Raw genomic sequence first — 21,320 nt, 5'->3', positions numbered from 1 at the left:
CCGCCGGCCCGGCACCACCATCCCCGCACCCGACACCGTCGAGGAGACACACGCGATGAGCATCAAGTTCGACGAGTTGCGCGGCGATCTGACCTACGCCGCACAGATCCCGCCGACCGCCGCCGGCACGGCGGTGGAGGTCCCGATCGTGCGGCTGCCGTTCGCCGCGCAGATCACCGAGATCCTCTGGGTGCCGGGCGCGGCGATGACCGCCAACGGCTCCAACTACGTCACCCTGACCGCCCGCAACCGGCAGGCCGGCGCGGGCACGGTGGTCATGGCCACCCGGGCGTACAGCTCGGTCAACGGCGTGGCCACCACCGCCGAGGTCCTGACCCTGTCGGGCACGGCGGCGGACTTGCAGCCCGCCGCCTGGGACACCCTCACCGCCCACTTCACGCACACCGGCACCGGCCTGGCCATCCCGGCCGGGCTCGTCCAGGTGAAGCTGCGCATCCGGTGAGCGTCGCCGCCACCGCGGTGCCGCTCACCGGGGCCGGCCAGGTCGTGCAGGTCGGTCCGGCCACCTACCGCGGATACAGCGTCCGGGCCACCACCGCGGCGGTGGTCCGGATCTGGGACAACCCGGCGTCGGCCGCCGGGACGATGCTGGACACCATCGCGCTGGCCGCCAACGCCAGCGCATCGGCCTGGTACGACGGCGGAGGGATCCGCGCGGGCACCGGCGTGTACGTCGAGGTCGTGTCCGGCACCGTCGAGGGATCGGTGCGGATCGGCTGATGGGCACCCTGACCCGGGTCGCCGCGACCACCGCGGCGACCCTGACGCACGCCTTCGGCGGCGGCGAGATCCCCGCCGTCGTCGACGCACCGGTGACGGTCATCGGCACCGACGTCGACGGCGACCTGCTGTTCACCGGCACCGCCACCGCCGGGACCGGCGGCGAGTGGACGTACACGATGCCCGCACAGACGCAGCTCTCCCTGATCGGCGTCACCTGGTCGGGGACGGTCGCCGGCGTGCCCGTCGTGGAGTACGACCAGGTCGAGGTGGTGGGCGGGTTCCTGTTCGGCCTCCGCCAGGCCCGGGACTCGGACTCCACGCTGCGGGACACGGCGCGGTACCCGACGGCGGACCTGGTGCGGGTCCGCACCGAGGTCGAGCAGGAATGCGAGTGGATCTGCGACCAGGCGTGGGTGCCCCGGTACCGCCGGGTCGTCCTGGACGGCACCGGCACCCCGGACCTGGTCCTGCCCACCGGGGGCGACCAGTGGCGGGCCGGGACGCTGATGCGCGGCATCCGGGCGGTCCGGGCGGTGGCGGTGGCACCCCGGGTCGGACAGCCGGCCGTGCCGCTGTCCGCCGGGCAGTTGGCCGCGCTGGCCGTCCGCGCCGACGGCACCCTGCGCCGTACCGACGACGCGGTGTGGACCGCCGGGGACGGCAACGTCGTCGTCGAGTACGAGTACGGCGCGGATGGCGCTCCCGCCGACCTGGTCCGGGCGGCGCTGACCCGCTTCCGCGACCGGATCAACTTCGACAAGAAGCAGGTCCCCGACCGGGCGGTCAGCTTCACGATCCAGGACATGGGCACGTACCGCCTGTCGCTGCCCGACGCGTACCGCACCGGCATCCCCGAGGTCGACGCCGCCTACGGCCGCTACTCCCGGAGGGTGTCCGAGGGGGCCGGCCCGGACGGCCGGGCGGCGCCGGCATCGCGGACGATCGACTACGACCCGCAGTACGGGTCGCTGTTCCACGGCGGCCGCCGGTGAGCACCGTGACGGAGGCGCTGCGGTGTAAGGCGGCGCTGTTCGACCGCCTGCAGGGTCAGGTCGCACCCGGACTGCCGCTGGCCGGGCTGCAGGTGGCCTACGCCTGGCCCGGCCGAACCGCCGAGCGGGAGTGCGTCTACGGCGGAGGGGTCCGCTTCACCCGTGCGTCAGCCGGCCACGACGGCAGCGGAGAGCTGTGGCTGGAGACCGCGACGGTGGGCCTCTACGTCCGGGTGGCCATCCCCGGCGCGGAGGTCCTCGACACCGACATGCGGTGCACCGAGATCGGGGGCGTGATCGAGACGCTGCTCGCCGATCAGCCCGAGTTGACCGGCGGCTACACCTACGTGCAGATGTCCGGCGGCACGGCCGACTACGCCGCCGACGACGACGGGCCGACCAGCGTCCTGGTCTACCAGGTGACGTGTCAGTACTACCTCGACTGATCAGGAGGATCCTGTGGCGACTGTAGGCGTGGGGCGTATCACCCGCGCGGCGAACACCACCGACCTGAGTCCGACCGCGGCCGCGGCCGGTGGGGACAAGTTCACCGGTGGCAGCGACGTGTGGGTGTTCTGGGAGAACGTGTCCGGCGCTCCGATCACCGTGACCGTGGAGACCCCGGGCACCGTGGCGGGCCTGGCGGTGGCGGACCTGACCATCAGCGTCCCGGCCGGCGGATACGCCGCGCGGGGACCGTTCCCCGCGAGCGTGTTCGGCGACCCGGCCGGGCTGGTGGCGATGACCTACTCCACCCACACCGGCCTGTCCTTCGGGGCGTGGAAGGTCGGTGCCTGATGGCGCGACAGCGAGCCACCCCGGCCGCGGCCGTGTCGGCCGTCGACGAGCTGCCGGAAGGGCCGGTGCCCACCGAGCCGGGCTGCACGCACCCGGGCTGCGTGCTGGAGCACCCGCACGACGGCCCGGCCGTCCTGACCACCCCGCCCCCGCCAGCCCCCGGCCAGGCCGGGGACGTCGACGGGCACGACCAGGCGGCGCAGCGGGTCGTCGACGCGCAGGCCGCCCTGGACGCGGCCCGCGAGGACGCGGCGGCGCGGCTACCCGGAGCCGGGTACGTCATCGCCACCCAGGCGCTGCACGTTGCCGGCGGTGCCCGCGCCCACCTCGCCGGCGACCGGGTGCCGGTCGGCAACGTCGTGCGCAACGGGTGGGAGCACCTGGTCCGCTCACCCGTCGACGACGAGTAGCCCCGTGCCCGTCGACGTCGACCGGGTGCGGATGCACCAGCACGAGATCGCGCTGCTCGACGACACCACGCAGACAGCCGAACTGCTGCTGCAGATCGGGTGGGGTATCGCGCTGGACGCCCGGGCGGACGCGCCGCACCGCACCGGCCGCGGCGCGGCGTCCATCCAGCCCTGGCCCGGCCGGGACGGCCTCGGCCTACACGTCGACGTCTCCTGGGACCGCGACCACTTCTACATGGGCTTCCACGAAGGCGGCACCCGATACCACCACGCGCAGCCGTTCTTGGGCCCGGCGCTGGACCGCTACATCCACCTGTGAGGAGGACAGAGGACACATGGCAGGTAAGAACAAGGGCCAGCTCGCGCTGGGCCCGGGGATCCTGCGCGAAGCGCCGCTGGGATCCCTGGAGCCGGTCGACCTGACCACGCCGTGGGACGCGGCATGGAACACGATGGGCTACACCAAGGAAGGGTCGAAGCTCAGCTACGAGCTCGACACCGGCACCGTGGAGGTGGCCGAGGAGATCGACCCGATCCACATCGCGATCAACTCCCGGTCGCTCAAGGTGGCGTTCGCGCTGATGCAGCTCACCGCCAACAACCTGCGTATCGCCTGGAACGGCGGCACCATCACCACGGGCACCGGGATCGTCGTCTACGAACCCCACCAGCCCGGCGAGGAGGTCCGACGGATGCTCGGCTTCGAGTCCTCGGACGGCACCGAGCGGTGGGTGTTCCGCGAGGCGCTGCAGGGCGGCAACGTGGAGCTGGAGCGCAAGCGCGGTGCCGACGCGGCGGTCATCGCCAACGAGTTCCAGCTCGCGAAGCCGTCGCCCGTGCTCCTGCCGTTCGCGGCGATCCTGGCATCCCCGGCGAGGGCGTGATGGCGCGCAACTACACCAGCGCCGCCCGGCGCGCCGCGGCGACGCCACCGCCGGCCGGGGACCTGGACACCGTGATGGCCTGGATCGACGGCAACACCACCCGGGCCCGGCAGGTCCTGGCCGCCCTGGACAAGCAGCCGGTCGACCCGACCGACACGGCGGCCCGGCTCGCCCGCAAGCTGCTGCGTGAGAAGGTGCTGGACGTCTTCCCCAGCTTCACCCTCGACGACGTGGCGTTCCGGGTGCTGGGCGAGATGCAGCTGCTGGACCTGTGCGAGCTGATGCGCCTCAACAAGCGCAACATCAAGACGGTCGACCCGGCGGCGGTCGCCGCCCTGGCTGACTTCTTCCAGGGCGCCCTGGGCGCGGACGAGTACGAGCGGTTCCGGGAGTACTGCCGGACCAACTGCGTCGACCAGGACGTCCTCAACGACGTCATGGAAGGGATCGTGGAGGACCTGTCCGAGGTCCCTACGTCACGGCCCTCTCACTCTGTGGGTGGGCCGTCGAGTGCTGGCCCTACATCGACGGACGCCTCGCCGCCGCCGATGTCACCGGAGGCGTTCGAGGACTTCCTGGCGAGCCGTACCGAGCCTCAGCCGGGCCCTCTGGGTCTGCCGGAGACGACGAACCCGACCCGGGAGTTCGTCTACTTCGGATGACCGCACGCCGGGCGCTGCCGGTGCTGTACGGGCTGTGCGACGAGTGGACCGCCCGCCGGCAGATGCTCGCCGCGCTCGGCGGTGAGCCGGATCAGCTCACCGACACCCTCACCCCGTCCGCGCCGCCGGCCGACGCCGGGCCGGCGGGGGAGCCGACGGTCGCTGAAAACCGGGCGGCAGAGATCGCCGCTCTGGCGGCCGCATTCCGATAACCGAGGGGAGGTGTTCCGTGGCGCGCACCATCGGTGAGGGCATCGTCCGGGTCCGCCCGGACGTCTCGGGGTTCGGGCCGGAGGCGGAGCGGGGCCTGACCTCGGCGATGCAGCGGACGGTCGCCCGTCTGGAGGGCGTCCTCAACCGGCTGGAGCCGATCGCGGCCCGCGCCGGGCAGACCGCCGGTCGCCGGTTCGCCGGCGGGATGGAGCGGGAGACCTCACGACTGCGGCCCCTGCTGGCCGGGCTGTTCCGGGTGAGTGGGGCCGCGGTGCTCGGCGGCGGCATGGCCTACGTCACCGCGCAGGCCATCGCGCTCGTCGCGGCGGTCTCGCAATCGGTCGGCGCGGTGCTGCTGCTGCCCGCTGCGGCGGTCACCGCCGCCGCCGGGCTCGGTGTCCTGGCGATCGCCACACGGGGACTCGGTGACGCCCTGGCCGAGTCCACCGGTGGCGGTGGCGGTGGCGGAGCACGGGCCGCCGCCACCGCGTACGAGGCCGCGCAGCGGCGCATCGCGTCGGCCCAACGGGACCTGACCCGGGCCACCCGGGACCTCATCGACGCCCGCCGCGAGGAGCAGGAACGGGTCCAGCAGCTCGCCATGGACGTCGAGGGTGCCGCGCTGGCCGAAGAGCGCGCCGCAGCCAGCGCGAAGACGGCCGCCGCCGAGCTGGAGGAAGCCAACAAGAGCAAGAACGCCGACAAGATCCGGGAGGCCGACCTCGCCTACCGGGAGTCCCTGCACACCCTGAAGGAGGCCGAGGCCCGGCACCAGCAGTTGGCGGCCGAGCAGGCCGAGTCGGCCCGGGTCGGGGTCGAGGGCAGCCAGGCGGTCAAGGACGCGACGGAGCGGCAGCGCGTCGCCGAAGAGGAACTCGCGGCCGCGAAGAAGGAGAGCACCACCGCCGGCACCCAGGCGGCCGGTGCGGTGTCGAAGCAGGCCGAGGCCTACGCGAAGCTCGCCCCGTCCGCGCAGGCCTTGGTGCGCACGATCCGGGCGCTGCAGCCGGCGTGGGACCGGCTCGGCCGCAGCGTGCAGCAACGGTTCTGGGCCGGCACCGCCGGTGACGTGCGGGGCCTCTCCGACCGGTACCTGCCGGTGCTCGACCGGCGGCTCGGCGACGTCGCCGGCGGATTCAACCGGGCGATGCGGGAGTCCGCCCGGCTGGCCATGTCGAAGGCCTTCGTCCGCGACGTCGACGGGGCGCTGGGCAACGCGGCCCGTACGACCGACCGGCTGGGCCGAGCGGTCGCCCCGATCGTGTCCGGGCTGCGGCACATCGGTGTGGTTGCCTCGGCGTACCTGCCGGGACTCGCCGGCGGCACCCTGACCCTGGCTGAGCGGTTCGAGCGGTGGGCGGCGGCCGGCCGGCAGTCCGGGCAGCTCGATCGGTGGCTCGGCAGCGGCCTCCGTGTGCTGCGCCAGGTGGCGGCGATCGGCGCCAACGTCGTGGGCATCATCGTGGGCATCCTGCGTGCCGGCGGCGCGGAGGCCGGCGGGGACATGCTCTCCGGCCTGGAGTCCGGCACCGCCCGCCTCCGCGCGTTTCTCAACTCGGCCGAGGGGCAGGATCGGATCGCGCAGGTCCTCGGCACGGTCCGGTCCGTCGTCGAGGGCGTCGTGGCGACCCTGCCGGGGCTGATCGACAACGCGGCGAGGCTGGCCCCGGCTCTGTCGGCGGCCGCCAGTGAGGGTGGCAGCTTCCGCGACACCCTCTCGGTGACCGGGGTCATCGTCGGGTTCGCCGCGGACCACCTGGACACCCTCATCCAGCTGCTGCCGTGGCTGGCCGCCGGGTACGTGGTGGTCAAGGGTGCGCAGACCGCGGCCAACCTGGCGTCGGTCGCGATGCTGCCGATCAAGATCGCGGAGGTGGCGGCTAACTGGGGCCTGCGCGCCAGCATGACCGCACACACGGCAGCCCTGACCGCGAACACCGCCGTCACCCGGGCCGCGACCGGCGCGCAGATCGCGGAGACGGCCGCCACCAACGGCGGCATCCTCGCCAAGGGCCGCAACCTCGCGGCGACCGTCGCGCAGCGCGCTGCGGCGATCGGCGCGAACATCGCTACGAAAGCGTGGGCGGTCGGTCAGGTCGTCCTCAACGCGGCGATGTCCGCGAGCCCTCTCGGCGCGGTCATCCTCCTGGTGGTGGCCCTGATCGCGGGCATCGTCCTGCTGTGGCGCAACTCGGAGACCTTCCGCAAGATCGTCACCGGCGCGTTCAATGCCGTCTGGTCGGCGATCAAGTTCGTCTGGGAGTGGGCGCAGCAGAACTGGCCGCTGCTGCTGGCGATCCTGACCGGCCCGATCGGCCTCGCGGTCCTGTGGATCGTCCGCCACTGGGACCAGATCAAGGACAGCGCCGCGGCGGTCTGGAAGTCGGTCCGTGACGGCGTGAACGCGGCGAAGGACTACATCATCGGGCGCTTCGACCAGGTCGTCGGGTTCGCCAACAGCCTGCCCGGCAAGATCAGCAAGGCCGCGCACGGGCTCTTCGACGGGCCGGTCTCCGCCGTGAAGGGCGGCATCAACAAGATCATCGATCTGTGGAATCTGCTGGACTTCGGCCTGTCGATCCGAGTCCCGGACTGGGTTCCCGGTGTCGGTGGCAAGGGGTTCGTCATCCCTGACCTGTTCCCCGACGTGCCACGCCTGGCTGAGGGCGGTGTGGCGCGGGCCCGCCCGGGCGGCATGCTCGCGCAGATCGCCGAGGGCGGCGAGGACGAGGCGGTGGCCCCGCTGTCGGCGCTCGCCGAGATGATCAGCGCAGCGGTGCGGGAGGCCGGCGGCGGCCGCGGCATCACCGTCGAGCAGCTGATCATCAAGGCGTTCACCGACCGGTTCTCGCTGCGCCAGGTGCAGGAGGAACTCGCCATGCACGGAGTCAGCTGATGGCCCTCGACGAGGGGCAGGTGCAAATACGCGACCTGGTCATCGGGCCGGGCACCCCGTACCGGTTCGTGCGGGGCAGCCACTTCAACCCGCTGGCCCGGTCGGTGCGCGCCGACCAGGGCGGCGCGCGGGCCTGGGGGCACGGGTCCTGGTCCGGTGCGGAATGGGCTGAGCAGGCCGCGATCCCGATGCGGTTGGTCGTGATGGGCAAGGGCACCGGCGGATGGCTCGCGCTGCACCAGCAGCTGCTCGCCGCGTTCGCGCCGAGCAGCGTCGACCTGGACCTGCGCTTCGCGCTGGCCGGCACCGAGTACCTGATGCGCGGGCGGCCCCGCCTGGTGGAGCCGGAGTCCCGGCACGTCGACGGGCACACCTACGTCAACGCGGCGTTCGTGGCTCTCGACCCGGCGATCTACAGCGGGACCGAGCACAGCGTGACGTTGGGGCTGCCGTCCACCGTGGGCGGGCTGACGCTGCCGACGACAGCGCCGCTCACGGTCGCGGCGACCGTCACGTCCGGCCGGACCACGATCGTCAACGCCGGCACGCAGGCGTCCGGGCTGCGACTGCGCGTTGACGGCCCGGTGTCCGAGCCGCGCGTCAGCACGCTGGTGGCCGGAGTGGCCACCACCCTGCGGCTGTGGCTGACGCTCGGGGTCGGGCAGTGGCTCGACATCGACACCGCCGCCCGCACGGTCTACCTCAACGGCACCGCGTCCCGCCGCGGGCAAGCATCCGGAGGGTGGCCGACCCTGCCGCCCACCACCCCCGTCGAGATCGCCTTCGACGCGGCGGCCTACGACCCGACCGCCCTGCTGACCGCCACGTGGCGCGATGCCTGGCACTGAGAGAAGGGAAGCCCTACGTGGCTGATCCGCTGTGGATCAACGCGTCCGCTGGTACGCCGGCGTACAACGCCGCCGAGCTGCGGCAGGGGATGGCGCTGCCGCTGATGTACGACGGCCGGGTCTCCGGTGCCCGGCAGGGAGTGCGCCCCGGGGGCCCCGCGCTGCAGGTGACCCTGGCGGTCTCCACGATCACCGTGGCCACCGGCTGCGCGTGCGTCGACCCGGGGCTCAGCACCGCGCAGGGACCGTACTGGGTTGCGCTGCCGGCGGCCGAGACGCACACCCTGGCCGCCGCGAACGCGACCAACCCGCGCAAGGACATCGTGATCCTGCGGGTGTACGACAACGACGAGGACTCGTCCGGGCTGCGTACCGCCCGCTCTGAGTACCTGGTCGGGGTGGCGGGGGCCTCACCGTCCGAGCCGGCCGTGCCTGCCGGCGCGGTGCGGCTCGCCACGATCGACGTGCCCCAGTCCGGCGGTGGTGCGGCGGTGGTCACGGACCGCCGGCCGTGGACGGTCGCGGCCGGCGGGATCCTGCCGGTCGCCAACCAGGCCGCCCGCGACGCCCTGTCCCCGTACGACGGCCAGTACGTGCACCGTCTGGACACCGGTGCCCTGGAGGGCCGCTCGGGTGGGCAGTGGCAGGTCCGGGCTATCGCCCCGATCAGCCTGGAGGCGACAGCGACAGCCAGCCCGCAGGCGATCTCGGCGTCGACGGTCACCGCGATCACCTGGCAGGCCGCCAGCGAGAACGTCGGCGGGTTCACCAAGCCGAGCGGGTTCGAGTTCACCGTCCCGGCGGCGGGTCTCTACGTGGCCACCGTGCAGGGCCTGGTCAGTAACGGCCAGTCGGGCCGAGCCTTCGTGAACATGGTGATGGACGGCCGTGCGTACCGGGCGTCGTTCGGTGGTGTGTCCGAGAGCGGATGGGCGTCGACCGGGCAGCGGCGGATGGCCGCCAGCACCATCGTCAAGGCGGAGATTTTCTGCGCGACCGCCACCACGATCGCGTCGGGCACCCTGTCGGTCTACCGGGTCGGGGCCTGACGTGACCGTGGTGACGTGGCTGGGCTGCGACCTGGTGACCGGCCGCATCGTCGAGGAACTCCCCGACCTGGCCCCGTCGGGGACGATCGGGGCGCTGCTGGGCGCCTACACCTCTGCCAACCTCCGCCTCCCGATTCCCCGGGGCGGGCACGGCGCGGCTCCCCGTGACTGGGTTGCGGCCACCGAGCCGGGCCGGTCGATGATCGTCGCGGTGCTGGCCGGGCGGCCGGTCTGGGCGGGCATCGTCCTGGTCCGCGAGGGCGGTACCGAGGCCACCCTGTCCCTGGGCTGCGTCACGCTGGAGGGCTACCTCGACCGGCGGTACGTCGGCGACCACACCTGGACCGGCCAGGACGAAGCCTCGGTGATCGCCGCAGGACTCGCCGGCGACGCGACCTCCATCGAGGGCATCGGCCTGGCCGTCGACGCCCCCGCCACCGGCACGCTGCGCGATCGCACCTACCTCGACACCGACGACAAGACGGTCTACTCCGCCCTGCGGGAGCTGATGGGCGTCCAGGGCGGCCCGGAGTGGACCATCGCCCTGGGCTGGACCGACGCGACCCAGACGGCCGTGTCCAAGACGCTGCGGGTGCGATCCCGGATCGGCTACCCGTCGACCACGCCCACCGCGGTGTTCACCACCGGCACCGCGTCCGCGGTCTTGTCCGCGGTCGGCTCGTCGGAAGCCCGCTACACCTACCGCGAGGACTACTCCTCCGGCTCCGGTGCCAACCACGTCATGGCCACCAGCAGCGGCGAGGGAGAGACGCGTCCCCAGTCCATCCCAGCCCGCGCCGACGGCCTCTTCGCCGCGGGCTGGCCCCGATACGAACACCGATACTCACCGAGCAGCTCGATCACCGTGCAAGCGACCCTCGACGCGCACGCCGCCGCCGCACTGGGCATCCTGGCCTTCGGTGCCCGAATCCTCACCATCGCCAGCCGCGCCGACGCGTACCCGATCCTTGGCACCGATTGGGGCATCGGCGATGACATCGGCTACGACCTGGTCGGCCACCGGCACCTCGACGGGCTCACCGGCGTAGCCCGCGCGATCGGATGGGACCTCGACCCAGTCGCCGGCACCGTCGCTCCCATCCTCCTCACCCCCGGACAGGACGTGATCTCGTGACCGTCATCTCCGACCAGGCACCGCCCGGCCAGGACTGGCTGGTGCGGCAGATCCGCGATCTGCAACGCCAGGTGCGCGAACTCGCGGCGGCGCGGACGCTGGAGGCCGCAGCGATCGGCTCGGGCGGTATCACCATCCGCGATGGCGCAGTCCGGGTACTCGACAGCGGCGGAGCCCCGGTCGCCCAGCTCGGCCGCCTGCCCGATGGCGGGTACGGCCTGGCGGCGATCGCACCCTCCGGCCAGCTGGTCACCCTCTCATCTCTGGCGTTCGGTCCCGTTGCCGCCAGCGACCCCGCCGGCGGCACCCGCACGTCCTCCGCGTTCGGCGATCTCACCGGCGCGGCGGTAGGACCCTCGGTCACGGTCACCATCGGCAGCACCGGCCGCGCACTGGCCTTCTGGTCCGCCGGATGGGGCATCACCGGCACGTGGGAGGCCCTCAGCACCGGCGGCATCTCCGTCGAACTGTCCGGGGCCAACGTAATTCCCCCCAGCAGTGACTACTCGCTCGGTCACTACCTCGAACACCCGGTCGCGCCGGCAACAGGGAACTCGCTGGTCAGCGCATCATTCCAAGCGGGAATGATGCACTTCTTCAAGAACCTGACACCTGGCCCGACGACGTTCACCCTGAAGTATCGCAACCGGCGAAACGCTGGAAACGTCCTATTCGATACCCGGGAAATCGCCGTCTTTCCGTTCTAGTTTGGATTTGGCCATACATTGAGGGTGCAATCGCCTATCCCGTAATTTGCGGCTCGCATGACGGGGGCGGGCCCAGCCCCCGGACACTCTTCGTGCTGAGCGTGGCCGAGCAGGTGGCCCAGCTCGTGCAGGACAACCCACGCTCGCTGATCAGCGAGAGTCCCGCCCACCGCGCGAAACCGCGGTCCGAGCGTCGTCCACGCGTCGGCGGTCACGATAGCGAGACGCTCATCCGGCCACGCCCGACCGATGAGGCCCCCCAGGCCGCCGGCTCCCCGGGTGCCGGGCCACACGATCCGCAACCTGTAGCTGTCCAAATCGACTCGCCAGCCGCGCGGGTCGTTGACGATATCCGCGATCACCTTCGCGGCCTCCGCCTGGTCGATGTCGAGGCCAGGATCGACGGCGACTGCCGGCGAAGCGAAACGGTGCCCTGAAACCCACTCAGCCTCTGCGGTGGGCGGATCCCCACCGGCAAGGAACACCGCTGCCCACAAGGCAACAGCTAATCCGGCAGAAACTGCCGCAAGACGGCGAATCATTGGCGCTCCCTGATGTGCACGCTGCCTGAACGTACTCACATCACGCCACCTGGAATCCACGATGGAGGAGCGATGACCAGCGCGCCCGCTTGCCTACTCGCCGCCCGCCGCGTCCTGCTCGACTACCTCGGCCCGGACGCCAAGCCCCGCCCCGGGGTGACGATCCTGGACCCGCTCGGCGACCCGGCCTGGGAGATCGGCATCGTCGGCGACACCGGCCACATCGGCGGCTACCACACCGGGTCGGACCGGATCCGGCGCGTCGACGGGGCGATCCGGGACTACTCGGTGACCGAGTCACCCCGCGACCGCGCAGGGCTGACCCTCGACGCCTCCGCCTTGGACGTCGGCCGCTTCCGGGTGCGCACCCCGCTGGGCACCTTCGACCTGCCGCACTACTCGCGGTGGCTCGTCGCCCAGTGCAAGGCCAACACGGCCGACACCAGACACCTGCGCGAGGTGATCTACAGCCCGGACGGGCGGACCGTGCGCCGGTGGGACCGGCTCGGCAAGCGCAGCACCGGCGACGACTCCCACCTCGGCCACACGCACGAGAGTTGTTTCCGCGACGCGACCAAGGCCGGGGCCGACATGGCCGCGGTCAAGCGCCGTTACCTGACCGAGATCGGCGTCATCAACAAGGAGGTACCCGACATGACCCCCGAAGAGCACAAGTGGCTGGAAACCGTCCACAAGAACCTGACCGTCCTCGACGGCCGCAATCCGGTCGGCCAGGCATACACCAGGGCGGCGCTGGGCGTCGACCACAAGGATCCGAAGTACGTGGTGCCGCACCCGTCGCTGAAGAGCCTCGGGGCGCAGCTGGTCACCATGCAGGCCGCGCTGCTCGGCGCGGTGCAGGGCCTCGACGCCGAGGCCATCATGGCCCGGATCGACGCCGTTGCCGCCGAAGAGCGGCAGCGCGACGCCCAGATGCTGGCTGAGCTGCTCGGGCGGCTGGACGCGATCGTCGACCTGATCCGGCGGCAGGAGAACGGTGAGCTGACCGCCGAGCAGGTGCTCGTCCAGCTGCGTAACCTGCTGCCCACGGGCACGGCGGGCTGATGGACGCGACCGTCCTGACCGCGCTGATCGGCGCCGGCGGCGCGATCGCTGGCGGGGCGGTCGTCGGCCCGGTCGTCGGGCACCTGCTCGGCCGTCGGATGCGCAGTGCCCAGGCCGCGCTGGCCGACGCGCAGGTCGACCAGCTGCGTGCGGATGCGGTCCGGATCGGGCAGGACGTCTACCAGCAGATCACCGCGGACCTCAGAGCCGAGCTGGAGCGGGTCCGTGCCGCGCTCCAGGACGCGCAGACGTCGCTGGCGAGGACATCAGCCGAGGCGGAGCGGCTCCGTCAGCGGGTGGTGGACCTGGAGTCGCGAACGGCGCAGCTGGAGCGCACCGAGCAGCACCTGTCCGCCGAGCTGCGTGCCGTCCAGGGCGAGCGGGATCAGCTGCGCATCCGACTGGCCAGCAGGGAGGCGACCATCACCGCGCTCACCGGCCAGGTGGCTGACCTGAAGATCCAGCTTGCGTCGCTCCAGCCGGCCCCGCACGCGCCGGCCGGCTGACCGTCTGACCCCGACTGGGGCAGGAAAGCGCATTCTCGGCCCGGGCCAGGGTGGTCCGGGCTTCGTCGTACCTGGAGGTGTCCATGCAGCAGCAGCCCATCGATCCCGCGCCCACCCAGACCCGCCATCCCTGGCGGGCCACCGCCCGCACGGTCGTCGCCGGCGCGGTGGGAGCGCTGAGTCTGCTGCCGGAGGTGGCGCTCACCGCCGGCGTCGACACGGTGCCGGCGGTCGCCCAGGCCGTGGCGGTCGCCGGCGCGGTAACGCGGGTGCTGGCGCTGCCGGCCGTTGACGCCTGGATGCGTCAGTACGTGCCGTGGCTGGCGACTGCCCCGGCCGCCTGAGCGGTCTCCGCACGCGCCCCAGCCCCGCTCGCGTCGCAAGGTGTTCGCCCCCGCTCGGCTTCGGCCGGCGGGGGCGCTGCGTCGTGTTCGGGCGTCTCTCGCTGCCGCACAAACCCTTTCGGATGCGAAAGGGTTTGTGCTATGCTTTAGGCACACCGAAGGGAGGTGAGAGATGGAAATCGGAGAGGCGATGCAGCTGATTGCCGAGGAAGCCGAACGCCAGGGCTTCCTCGTCAAGCAGACCCGCAGCAGCATGTGGCACTTCCGCAAGGGCAACGACAACTGGCTCGTGGCCCCCAAGGACGCCGGTGACGTGCTGGAGGTCCTGCGGGTGCTGATCAGCGCCGGCCTCGACTGGTCCTTCAAGGACTAGCGAGGTGCCGGGGTCGGCAACCAGCCGGCCCCGGCCACTCCGAAACCTCATCTCGCCTCCCCGAGCAGAAGGGGAAACACCGTGAGTGGTTGGTACGTCGGACTGGAGTTCGTCGGCGACCTGAACGACATGGAGCACCTCAACGAGGCCGCCGAGGGTGCGTTCATCGCGAACTACAACAGCAAGAGCAGGGTGCTGAGCCTCAGCCACCGCCTGGACGCGGTGGAGTACGACGACGCCCTCCAGGAGGCCAGGGAGTGGGCGTCCAAGCTGCCCGGCGTGGCGAAGCTCGTCAGCGAGGGTGTGCTGTTCGGTCCCGACCGGATGGTCGTCGAGACGTTGGCGGCGCGGGCGCGGGGCTGGGACCTGCTCGGTTCGGCCGAGGTCGCCGATGTGCTTGGGGTCTCCACGGCCCGGGTTCGGCAGCTGGAGCAGCGGCCGGACTTCCCGCAGCCGGCCGTGACGATCGCTGGTGGCCGCATCTACCGGCGTGACGAGATCGAGGAGTACGCCGAGCGCCGGTCGCGGACCCCGGGCCGGCCGGCGAAGGCTCAGCCCGAGGCGTAGCTTTGGGCTGAAGCCCCGCAGCTACTGGCGTTCTGCGGGGCTTCGCCCACGACGATGCGGCCCCGCTCTCCCTGGTGGGAGGGCGGGGCCGCATCGTCGTGTCAGGCAGGTCAGGGAAAGCGCATTCCGGGCGGTGGGGTCCGGCGCACCGGCGGGGGCCGGCCGGGGTGGCCGGCCCCCACTGGATCACTCCACACAGACCAGGTGCTTGTCCTGGCCGCCGATCCGGATCGCCGCGGCCAGTTCGTCGGCGGTGGCGCACCACTGGGCGGACTCGGGGGCGATGACGACCCGGCTGGCACGCTCAAGTCGGCGGAGCACGTCGTCGAGGCCTGCACGGGGGACCTGCGGGAGCGCGGTGCGCAGCCGGACCATGTGCACCCAGTCGCCCGCCCCGGCGGCCAGCCGGCCGACGGTTGCGACGACCAGGTCGTCCACGGTGGCCGGCTCGGGCTCGGCGTCCCAGCCCTGGGCGGCGGCCTCGATCTCGGCGGCGGGGAGGTCCCCCTCGTGGGCGACCTCGATCAGGTGGGCGAGGGCCTGGCGGGTGGTGGCGATCCGGATCTCGACCAGCCGGGTGGGGCGGCCGGCCAGCCGGCGGGCGGCGAGGTCGGTCTCCATGTCGGCGATCTGGCGGGCGGTGGTGGCGATGGCCTGGATCATCTTGGTCTCCCTGCTCGTTCCTGCCTGTACCTAAATTCTACACCACCCTAGAATTTCATGCAACATAGTGGTGTGGAATTTCCCCACCACGCCCAGCCGACCCCGTCAGGCGGCGGGGCCGGCGCGGCCGGTCAGTAGTAGTCGACCCAGTCGCGGGCGGCGCGGGTCGGCGAGCAGGCCGCGTGGATCACCTCGCCGTTCTGGTCGCAGCTCCGGTGAGCGGGGCCGCTGACGTGCTGGCCGCAGTCGGCGCAGGAGCCGAGGTTCTCGCAGGCGGCGCAGGTGGCCTCGGTGCGGTGGACCTCGGCGTCGCAGAACCGCTTGCCGGGGGTCCAGGTGTAGGTGGTGCTGTTCGTCATCTTGGCCCCCTGCTCGTTCCTGCTCATGCCTAAATTCTACACTGCACTAGAATTCTGCGCAACATAGTGGTGTAGAATTTTGGGCATGGACCTGACCGACCTCGCCGCCCGCCTCACTGCCGCCCCCCACCTGCCACCACTGGAGCGCTACCAGGCGCTGCGCGACCTCGCCCCGGAGGTCAAGGCGGCGGTGGCGGCCCTGCAGGACGCCGCGATCGCCGAAGCTCGCACCGAGCTGCCCGAGGCTGAAGTGGCCACCCGGGCCGGGGTGAGCGTGTCCGAGGTGCGTCGACGGGTCACGGCTCACGGCAAGAGGGCCGGAGTTGGCCGCGGCCCGGGTCGACCTTCGCGGGCGGCTGCCAACCCGTCCGGGAATGCCCTTTCCTGATCCTGGTGGACCGGATGGCATGAAGCTGCCCCCGACCTGGTCGGTCGAGGGCAGCTTCGGGGCGATCAGATGATCATCACACTGTCGGTTGGCCGGAGCCGGGGCAGGTGCCCCGGCTCCCTTCGGCCTGGTGTGGCGGGCAGGATGCGCCCGGGGGTGGCCCTACGCGGGCCCCGCAGACGGAGCAACTGCTTTGAGGTGCCATTGGCGGACTCCTTGGGGGATTTGGTAGTCCGGGTACGGGTCGGTTTCTGGCTCGCGTCGGTCTCCGGATGCCGACGTGGCCCGTAGGTAGAGCACCGTCCGGTCGCGGCAGGTGATCCGCAGCGCGGACGGCGTCGGCTGGCCGTTCTCGGTCCATCCGACACCTGGGATGGCGCACAGTTCCCAGCGCTCGAACGGCTCGGGCCGGGCTGCGTCGAGGAGTTGGTGGGTGAACACGAGCAGCCGCCAGAAGCGCAGCCGCGGGGGCGGCATCTCGCCAAGCGGCACGGGCTGGGCGTCCCGGGAGGGCGCTGCTGCCCACAGCATGGAGCTGGACCCGGTCTGGTGCCACAGTCGCACTCCGGGCGGCGACTGGCCGCCTGGCTCGGTGTCCTGGCCGTACCGCCGGATCGAGGTGATGTCCGGGTGCTCGGCGGCCCGGTAGAGGGCTTCCATGATGTCCAGGGCCTGGGTTACCTGCACGGGCACTCTCCTGATCAGCGCGGATTGTGGCAGCTCACGGGGCTGGGTCAGTCTATCGGCGGGGCGGCGGGGCTCTGCTCCAGCGCACCGAGTCACCTCCGGTCGTGGGGCGGGATCCACCTGCTTCGGCCTACGGCCTGCAGGTACGCGTATGCGTCCCGGGTCGGTTGGCACATCCATGGGCATCGGCACACCGGGCAGATGTCCCGGGTGCCGCTGGTTGGCCAATGGTCGGTGATGATGACCTTCGCGTCGAGGAGCATCCGGGCGCGGACCTGCACCACCGACATGTTCCCGGTCACTGCTGGATGCGCCCTGCCGCCCAGTACTGCGCCAGCACCCCTGCGGCCCAGTCCATCTGTGGGCAGCCGGCGGGGGTGCACTGGCGGCACGTCCCCGGCGCCCACGAGGTCGCCGCAGGAGCGGGACGGTGCTGCCGTTCGATCAGCCCGGCGATCGTCACCACGGCCGCCGGGCTGATCTCGTTGTAGCTGGTAGTCACCACCGCCCCCGAACCCATGCAGTGGTCGTCAGTAGGTCTGTCCGGCCCGGATCGAGTCCAGGAACGCGACCCACTCGGCCTCGTCGAAGATGACCTGCGTCTCCGGCCGAGCCGAGTTGCGGATGATCCGGCGGCCGGAGACGTCGATGGCCACCTCAACGCAGGTCGGGCCGCTGTCGCCGCAGCGGTTGGGCCGCTTGAAGTCGAGCTGGGGCATGTCGATCCTCTCGGGTACTGCCGGCCGCCCGATGGGGCCGGACCGTAAGTGGAGATGGGGACGCCGGTCACCGGGCTGCGGCGTCGAGAAGACGGTCGGCGTCGACCAGCAGTTCCTGGCACCAGGGGCCGGTGCAGTCGGCGGAAGGCGTGCTGCACTCGACGAGGTGGGCGTACACCCACACCATCCCCGCGTTCCACGATCCGTAGACGTGGACGACGTCGATGATGATCTGGTTCTGTCCGAGGACGCCGGGGCTGGACTGCCACTCGTGCGGCTCCAAGCGGATGCGTGAGCCTTCCCCGGCCGGGGTGCTCATCGGGCCGGCCGGGGGTAGCGGTACTCGACGATGTCGGGACGGCGGGCGGCCGCGAGCAGCCGGTCCCGTGCGGCGGCCTGCTCTTGTGCCTGGATGGCGCGGCCGGTGCCAGGTGGTACGGGGGGATAGGCGGGGCTGCCGCCGATGAGCCGGTTCCACGCCCGGGTGATCAGGTGCACGGGGTCGCCTCCCTCGCATGAGCGGGGGTGGCAGGGCGAACAGCGTCGTCGTACGCCGCGCGACTCCCTGCCGCCACCGTGCGATCACGCTAAGCAGTCGCCGGAGCGGTGGGGGGTACGCGGCGTACCCGGTGACGTGACGTACCTCTACTGCTGCGGTGCGCTGATCCGCTGGGCCAGGTCGATTGCCTCAGCGCGAACCGCCGCCGGTGCCTCGCGCGCCAGTCGGCCCGCCATGTCCTGCGCAGCCGGCGAGTACCGCACAGTCTCCGGCGACGTCGCCTCGGCCCGGGTCAGCAGGTGCAGAGTCGCCTCTCGCGCGCCTTCCAGGTCGGCGGATCGGGCGAGCTCGACCAGGTGCCGACCGCGTCGCTCCGTGGACGGAATCGACGCCGGGTCCAGGGCGTGTGCTCGGCGCTGCGCCTCGTCTGGGTCGCCCAGGTCGACCGCGCACATCACCGCGTACACGTCGACGAGGGGGCGGGACACTCGGGTCCGCAGGCCGACGTACCCGGTCGGCAGTGCCCGCTCGACGACCTGCCGGGCCGTGTCCCAGTCCGCCCACGCGCCTTGGTCGCCGCTCCGTGCCCGGGTCAGTGCCATGCACAGGTGCAGATCCGCCAGCATCTCGGCGTACTCGGTGCCGCCGTCGGCGACCCGGGGTTCGATCAGCACCCGAGCCTCACCGAGGCGGGCCAGTGCCTCGTCACTACGGCCGACCGCGCGTAGGACGTGCGCGGCGTACCAGATGGCCTGGGCGATGGCGAGCGGGTTGTCGGCGTCCAGGGCGGCGCTCATGCCCCGGTCGACGGTGAGCCAGCACAGCTCCCGGTCGCCGTGCCAGGCCAGGTACGCCTGGGCGAGGTGGTACGCCTGGGCGAGTTGGGCGAGGGCGGCCCGCCGCTCGTCGCCGGTGTGCAGCCGGGCCGCCCGCTGGGTGGCGTCGAGGAGACCCGGCAGCACGAGACCGGCCTCGGTCCGCTGATGCCGGCTGGTGTGCCAGGTCTGCCAGGCGGCATCGACCGCACCGCGCAGGTAGTCGGTGCTGTCCGGCTGGCCGTCGACGGTGATGTGCCAGGCGGTGAGGGCGCGGCGGACGTCGTCGACTGCGGGGTGGCTGGGCCGCCCGTCGAGCGAGAGCGCGACGGTGGGCCCGTAGAGGTCGCCCAGGTCGTGCACGCCAAGGTGCGGGGCGATCTGCTGCGCGGCCCGTAGCGTGAGCGAGCGGCGGCCGTTCTCGATGAATTTCACCGTGGTCGGGGACAGCCCAGCGAGGCCGGCGAGACGCTCGCGGGAGAGGCCGGCGGCACGACGTAGCCGTTCGACGCGCTGGCCTGGGGTGAGGGACTGGTCGGCCATTGGGTCACCTCCGGGGCGGGTACAACGCGTACCCCTCACCGTACGCTGGCTGATGCGCCCAAGGCGATGGTCGTTCCCTTCTGAGCTAGTCAGCTAGTTGTCTTGGCGGTCTCAAATTCACTCCTACCCTGCGGCGGTGATCTACCCCGGACAGGAGCCGGTCGGCTACCAAGAGGTCGCCGAGATCCTGCGTGCCCGGATCGTGTCCGGCCAGCTCAAGCCCGGTGACCGCCTGCCGTCGGAGCGGAACCTGTCGCAGACATACGGCGTGGCACCGATGACCGCGAGGGCGGCGGTGCGGCTGCTGCGCGACGAGGGCCTTGTGGAAGTCGTCCGGGGTCGAGGTGCGGTGGTGCGAGTGCCGGCGGAGCCGGAGGTTGTGTACGTGGGGCCGGGTGTGTGGGTTGGGGCCAGGAATCCGTCGCCCGACGAGCGGCGGTTGTATCGAGTGCCGGAGGGGGTGCCTCTGGTGGTGGTGACTCACCCGGACGGGTTGCAGGACCTGTATCCGGCGGACCGGTGTCGGGTGGTCTATCGGCCCACGGAGGGGCCCGCTGCTTAACATTTCGTTAACCAGCGGGCTCTCACGTTTCATCATTTGCAAGATGCGGCCTGTAATCGCTAGCTAACTGGACGTGTCATCGGTGAGAATCCATCCGTATGAACGCCACGTGGGGAAGCAGCAGAACCGACCGCACCAACAGCCCACCGGGTACCGGCCTCCGTGCCGTCATCTGGACCGCCGCTGACGCAGAGTGGGAAAGGCATGCTGGCCGCTGCGGCGACTACTGCACCCGGATGGGCTACGAGATCGTCGCCGTCATCTCTGAGTCGACCGGAGGTCGGTGGGCAGACGTCGTCACGATCCTGATCACGGACGGACGCGCCGATGTAGTCGTCGTCGCTGACCGCGACCAGCTCCCGCGCGACCGGACGCCTCGGATCGAGGCAGTGGCGGACGAGCGTCGACGCCTGGAGCCGACGACCAAGGATGTGGTCCGACCGCGGCCCCGGCCCCAGTTCTTGCGTCGTCGCTGAACGGCAACATGGCCACCGCCTCCCTCATCCGCTCCGACGTCACCTGCGTGTAGCCGCCGGTGGTGATGGGGGAGGCGTGGCCCATCAGTTCTTGTGTGACCCGCAGGTCCCGGTACCGCTCCTGAATCATGGTCCCGAACCAGTGCCGCAACGGGTACAGGGTGCCGCCGAGGCCGGCGCGGCGCAGCTGGTAAGCGCCACCCTTGCTGATGTACTCGGCGGTGGCTGGCCGGCCGTCCGGCCGCTGAAACAGGGGGCCGGACGGCCGGGACCAGACGGTCTGCCAGATCAGCGGGTGAGTGGGGATCGCCCGCGTCCGGCCGCCCTTCCCCTTGATCGTGATGACCTCTCGGGTGACGTCCTCTCGGCGGACCTTCGCGACCTCATGAGGGCGCAGCCCGGCGAGGGCGACGAACCGGCAGCAGAGCCGCCACGGCTCTGGCAGGTCGAAGATCGCGGTGCGGACGAAGTCGTGCCCGGCCGGCCGGGGAAGGCCGTTGTGGGCGACGGGCCGCCGCAGCTCGACGGAGGGATCGAAGCTGAGCCACGGGTCGTGGCCGGAGGCGGCCCACCGGTAGAACCTCACGATGTGCTTGTAGTAGGTGCTGACGGTCTGTTCGGACCATCGGCGGTTCGCCTGGCCGGCGGCGAGCCAGGCGGCGATCTCGTCGCCTGTGGAGCCGTGGAGTCCCTCGGGGAGTTCGCGGTGGAGCCGATGGAGGAGTTTGTCGGCGTGCCGGACGGTGGTGTCGGGGGCGAACGCGCCGGCCCTCATCCAGGCGAGGTGGGCGTCGATCATGTCCAGAGGAGTGGCCATACGGGACTGTGGCATCGGGCGGGTCCTGTGCGTGATCGGCCGGTCAGGCGGGGAGGG

31 protein-coding genes are annotated in these 21,320 nt (G+C 71.7%); 22 read left to right on the top strand and 9 right to left on the bottom strand.

What is annotated here, in order from left to right:
- Nucleotides 1-55: 55 nt before the first annotated feature.
- The 20 genes from ACN261_RS31585 to ACN261_RS31490 all read left to right on the top strand — a co-directional run bounded on the left by ACN261_RS31585 (nucleotide 56) and on the right by ACN261_RS31490 (nucleotide 14,735).
- Entirely contained in the window at nucleotides 56-463 is a 408-nt protein-coding gene (locus tag ACN261_RS31585; RefSeq protein WP_425853709.1) for a hypothetical protein, read from the top strand.
- The gene (locus tag ACN261_RS31580) at nucleotides 460-741 is read left to right on the top strand and encodes a hypothetical protein (protein ID WP_425853708.1); all 282 of its coding nucleotides are present in this window, start codon (nucleotides 460-462) and stop codon (nucleotides 739-741) included. The genes ACN261_RS31585 and ACN261_RS31580 overlap by 4 nt, the downstream gene beginning before the upstream one ends.
- Nucleotides 741-1,736, top strand: coding sequence for a hypothetical protein (locus ACN261_RS31575; protein ID WP_425853707.1), 996 nt, complete (start codon nucleotides 741-743; stop codon nucleotides 1,734-1,736). Before ACN261_RS31580 ends, ACN261_RS31575 begins: the two co-directional genes overlap by 1 nt.
- Nucleotides 1,733-2,182, top strand: a complete 450-nt coding sequence (locus ACN261_RS31570) for a hypothetical protein (RefSeq protein ID WP_425853706.1) — start codon at nucleotides 1,733-1,735, stop codon at nucleotides 2,180-2,182. Before ACN261_RS31575 ends, ACN261_RS31570 begins: the two co-directional genes overlap by 4 nt.
- A gap of 13 nt (nucleotides 2,183-2,195) precedes the next feature.
- Nucleotides 2,196-2,534 (top strand): hypothetical protein, encoded by a 339-nt coding sequence (locus ACN261_RS31565; RefSeq protein ID WP_425853705.1) that lies wholly within the window; start codon nucleotides 2,196-2,198, stop codon nucleotides 2,532-2,534.
- Entirely contained in the window at nucleotides 2,534-2,944 is a 411-nt protein-coding gene (locus tag ACN261_RS31560) for a hypothetical protein (protein ID WP_425853704.1), read from the top strand. Before ACN261_RS31565 ends, ACN261_RS31560 begins: the two co-directional genes overlap by 1 nt.
- Nucleotides 2,945-2,948: 4 nt before the next feature.
- Nucleotides 2,949-3,263, top strand: coding sequence for an HK97-gp10 family putative phage morphogenesis protein (locus ACN261_RS31555; RefSeq protein WP_425853703.1), 315 nt, complete (start codon nucleotides 2,949-2,951; stop codon nucleotides 3,261-3,263).
- Nucleotides 3,264-3,279: 16 nt separating this feature from the next.
- A complete protein-coding gene (locus tag ACN261_RS31550; RefSeq protein WP_425853702.1) occupies nucleotides 3,280-3,828 on the top strand; it encodes a hypothetical protein in 549 nt (182 codons plus the stop codon).
- Nucleotides 3,828-4,490 carry a hypothetical protein gene (locus ACN261_RS31545; RefSeq protein WP_425853701.1) on the top strand — a complete coding sequence of 221 codons (663 nt, stop codon included), beginning with the start codon at nucleotides 3,828-3,830 and terminating at the stop codon, nucleotides 4,488-4,490. The genes ACN261_RS31550 and ACN261_RS31545 overlap by 1 nt, the downstream gene beginning before the upstream one ends.
- Nucleotides 4,487-4,702, top strand: coding sequence for a hypothetical protein (locus ACN261_RS31540; RefSeq protein WP_425853700.1), 216 nt, complete (start codon nucleotides 4,487-4,489; stop codon nucleotides 4,700-4,702). Before ACN261_RS31545 ends, ACN261_RS31540 begins: the two co-directional genes overlap by 4 nt.
- 17 nt (nucleotides 4,703-4,719) lie before the next feature.
- Nucleotides 4,720-7,599, top strand: coding sequence for a hypothetical protein (locus ACN261_RS31535; RefSeq protein WP_425853699.1), 2,880 nt, complete (start codon nucleotides 4,720-4,722; stop codon nucleotides 7,597-7,599).
- The gene (locus ACN261_RS31530; RefSeq protein ID WP_425853698.1) at nucleotides 7,599-8,447 is read left to right on the top strand and encodes a hypothetical protein; all 849 of its coding nucleotides are present in this window, start codon (nucleotides 7,599-7,601) and stop codon (nucleotides 8,445-8,447) included. The genes ACN261_RS31535 and ACN261_RS31530 overlap by 1 nt, the downstream gene beginning before the upstream one ends.
- Nucleotides 8,448-8,464: 17 nt before the next feature.
- Nucleotides 8,465-9,496, top strand: a complete 1,032-nt coding sequence (locus ACN261_RS31525) for a hypothetical protein (RefSeq protein WP_425853697.1) — start codon at nucleotides 8,465-8,467, stop codon at nucleotides 9,494-9,496.
- A 1-nt stretch (nucleotide 9,497) separates the two neighbouring features.
- Nucleotides 9,498-10,631: a hypothetical protein gene (locus tag ACN261_RS31520; protein ID WP_425853696.1), complete on the top strand. Its 1,134-nt coding sequence runs from the start codon at nucleotides 9,498-9,500 to the stop codon at nucleotides 10,629-10,631.
- Nucleotides 10,628-11,338: a hypothetical protein gene (locus tag ACN261_RS31515; RefSeq protein WP_425853695.1), complete on the top strand. Its 711-nt coding sequence runs from the start codon at nucleotides 10,628-10,630 to the stop codon at nucleotides 11,336-11,338. The genes ACN261_RS31520 and ACN261_RS31515 overlap by 4 nt, the downstream gene beginning before the upstream one ends.
- Nucleotides 11,339-11,952: 614 nt before the next feature.
- On the top strand, nucleotides 11,953-12,945 hold the full coding sequence (locus tag ACN261_RS31510) for a hypothetical protein (protein WP_425853694.1): 993 nt from the start codon (nucleotides 11,953-11,955) through the stop codon (nucleotides 12,943-12,945).
- Nucleotides 12,945-13,451, top strand: coding sequence for a hypothetical protein (locus ACN261_RS31505; protein WP_425853693.1), 507 nt, complete (start codon nucleotides 12,945-12,947; stop codon nucleotides 13,449-13,451). The genes ACN261_RS31510 and ACN261_RS31505 overlap by 1 nt, the downstream gene beginning before the upstream one ends.
- A gap of 83 nt (nucleotides 13,452-13,534) precedes the next feature.
- Nucleotides 13,535-13,795, top strand: a complete 261-nt coding sequence (locus ACN261_RS31500; protein ID WP_425853692.1) for a hypothetical protein — start codon at nucleotides 13,535-13,537, stop codon at nucleotides 13,793-13,795.
- Between the two features lie 172 nt (nucleotides 13,796-13,967).
- Nucleotides 13,968-14,168: a hypothetical protein gene (locus tag ACN261_RS31495; protein WP_363803220.1), complete on the top strand. Its 201-nt coding sequence runs from the start codon at nucleotides 13,968-13,970 to the stop codon at nucleotides 14,166-14,168.
- An 81-nt stretch (nucleotides 14,169-14,249) separates the two neighbouring features.
- On the top strand, nucleotides 14,250-14,735 hold the full coding sequence (locus ACN261_RS31490; protein ID WP_425853691.1) for a helix-turn-helix transcriptional regulator: 486 nt from the start codon (nucleotides 14,250-14,252) through the stop codon (nucleotides 14,733-14,735).
- Between the two features lie 186 nt (nucleotides 14,736-14,921).
- On the opposite strand, the gene ACN261_RS31485 is transcribed toward ACN261_RS31490, so the two are convergent.
- A complete protein-coding gene (locus tag ACN261_RS31485; RefSeq protein ID WP_425853690.1) occupies nucleotides 14,922-15,398 on the bottom strand; it encodes a hypothetical protein in 477 nt (158 codons plus the stop codon).
- Between the two features lie 131 nt (nucleotides 15,399-15,529).
- On the bottom strand, nucleotides 15,530-15,784 hold the full coding sequence (locus ACN261_RS31480; RefSeq protein WP_425853689.1) for a hypothetical protein: 255 nt from the start codon (nucleotides 15,782-15,784) through the stop codon (nucleotides 15,530-15,532).
- Between the two features lie 58 nt (nucleotides 15,785-15,842).
- Here ACN261_RS31480 and ACN261_RS31475 point away from each other — a divergent pair, with 58 nt between their 5' ends.
- Nucleotides 15,843-16,145 carry a hypothetical protein gene (locus ACN261_RS31475; RefSeq protein ID WP_425853688.1) on the top strand — a complete coding sequence of 101 codons (303 nt, stop codon included), beginning with the start codon at nucleotides 15,843-15,845 and terminating at the stop codon, nucleotides 16,143-16,145.
- A 162-nt stretch (nucleotides 16,146-16,307) separates the two neighbouring features.
- Here ACN261_RS31475 and ACN261_RS31470 read toward each other — a convergent pair whose 3' ends face one another.
- The 6 genes from ACN261_RS31470 to ACN261_RS31445 all read right to left on the bottom strand — a co-directional run bounded on the left by ACN261_RS31470 (nucleotide 16,308) and on the right by ACN261_RS31445 (nucleotide 19,408).
- A complete protein-coding gene (locus tag ACN261_RS31470) occupies nucleotides 16,308-16,832 on the bottom strand; it encodes a hypothetical protein (RefSeq protein ID WP_425853687.1) in 525 nt (174 codons plus the stop codon).
- Nucleotides 16,833-17,130: 298 nt separating this feature from the next.
- Complete coding sequence (locus ACN261_RS31465; RefSeq protein ID WP_425853686.1) at nucleotides 17,131-17,334, bottom strand: hypothetical protein; 204 nt, start codon at nucleotides 17,332-17,334, stop codon at nucleotides 17,131-17,133.
- A gap of 28 nt (nucleotides 17,335-17,362) precedes the next feature.
- A complete protein-coding gene (locus ACN261_RS31460; protein ID WP_425853685.1) occupies nucleotides 17,363-17,551 on the bottom strand; it encodes a DUF397 domain-containing protein in 189 nt (62 codons plus the stop codon).
- Between the two features lie 67 nt (nucleotides 17,552-17,618).
- Entirely contained in the window at nucleotides 17,619-17,834 is a 216-nt protein-coding gene (locus ACN261_RS31455) for a hypothetical protein (protein WP_425853684.1), read from the bottom strand.
- A 32-nt stretch (nucleotides 17,835-17,866) separates the two neighbouring features.
- Nucleotides 17,867-18,049, bottom strand: a complete 183-nt coding sequence (locus ACN261_RS31450) for a hypothetical protein (protein ID WP_425853683.1) — start codon at nucleotides 18,047-18,049, stop codon at nucleotides 17,867-17,869.
- 147 nt (nucleotides 18,050-18,196) lie between these two features.
- A complete protein-coding gene (locus tag ACN261_RS31445; protein WP_425853682.1) occupies nucleotides 18,197-19,408 on the bottom strand; it encodes a helix-turn-helix domain-containing protein in 1,212 nt (403 codons plus the stop codon).
- Between the two features lie 136 nt (nucleotides 19,409-19,544).
- Here ACN261_RS31445 and ACN261_RS31440 point away from each other — a divergent pair, with 136 nt between their 5' ends.
- Nucleotides 19,545-19,970, top strand: coding sequence for a winged helix-turn-helix domain-containing protein (locus ACN261_RS31440; RefSeq protein ID WP_425853681.1), 426 nt, complete (start codon nucleotides 19,545-19,547; stop codon nucleotides 19,968-19,970).
- A 309-nt stretch (nucleotides 19,971-20,279) separates the two neighbouring features.
- Here ACN261_RS31440 and ACN261_RS31435 read toward each other — a convergent pair whose 3' ends face one another.
- The gene (locus tag ACN261_RS31435; protein WP_425853680.1) at nucleotides 20,280-21,263 is read right to left on the bottom strand and encodes a tyrosine-type recombinase/integrase; all 984 of its coding nucleotides are present in this window, start codon (nucleotides 21,261-21,263) and stop codon (nucleotides 20,280-20,282) included.
- Between the last annotated feature and the right edge of the window lie 57 nt (nucleotides 21,264-21,320).

The sequence above is a fragment of the Micromonospora sp. WMMD723 genome, assembly GCF_049863385.1.
GTDB classification, from domain to species: Bacteria; Actinomycetota; Actinomycetes; order Mycobacteriales; family Micromonosporaceae; genus Micromonospora; species Micromonospora wenchangensis.
The sequence above is the reverse complement of the archived record's forward strand: the minus strand, read 5'-3'. Positions and strand labels throughout refer to the sequence as shown.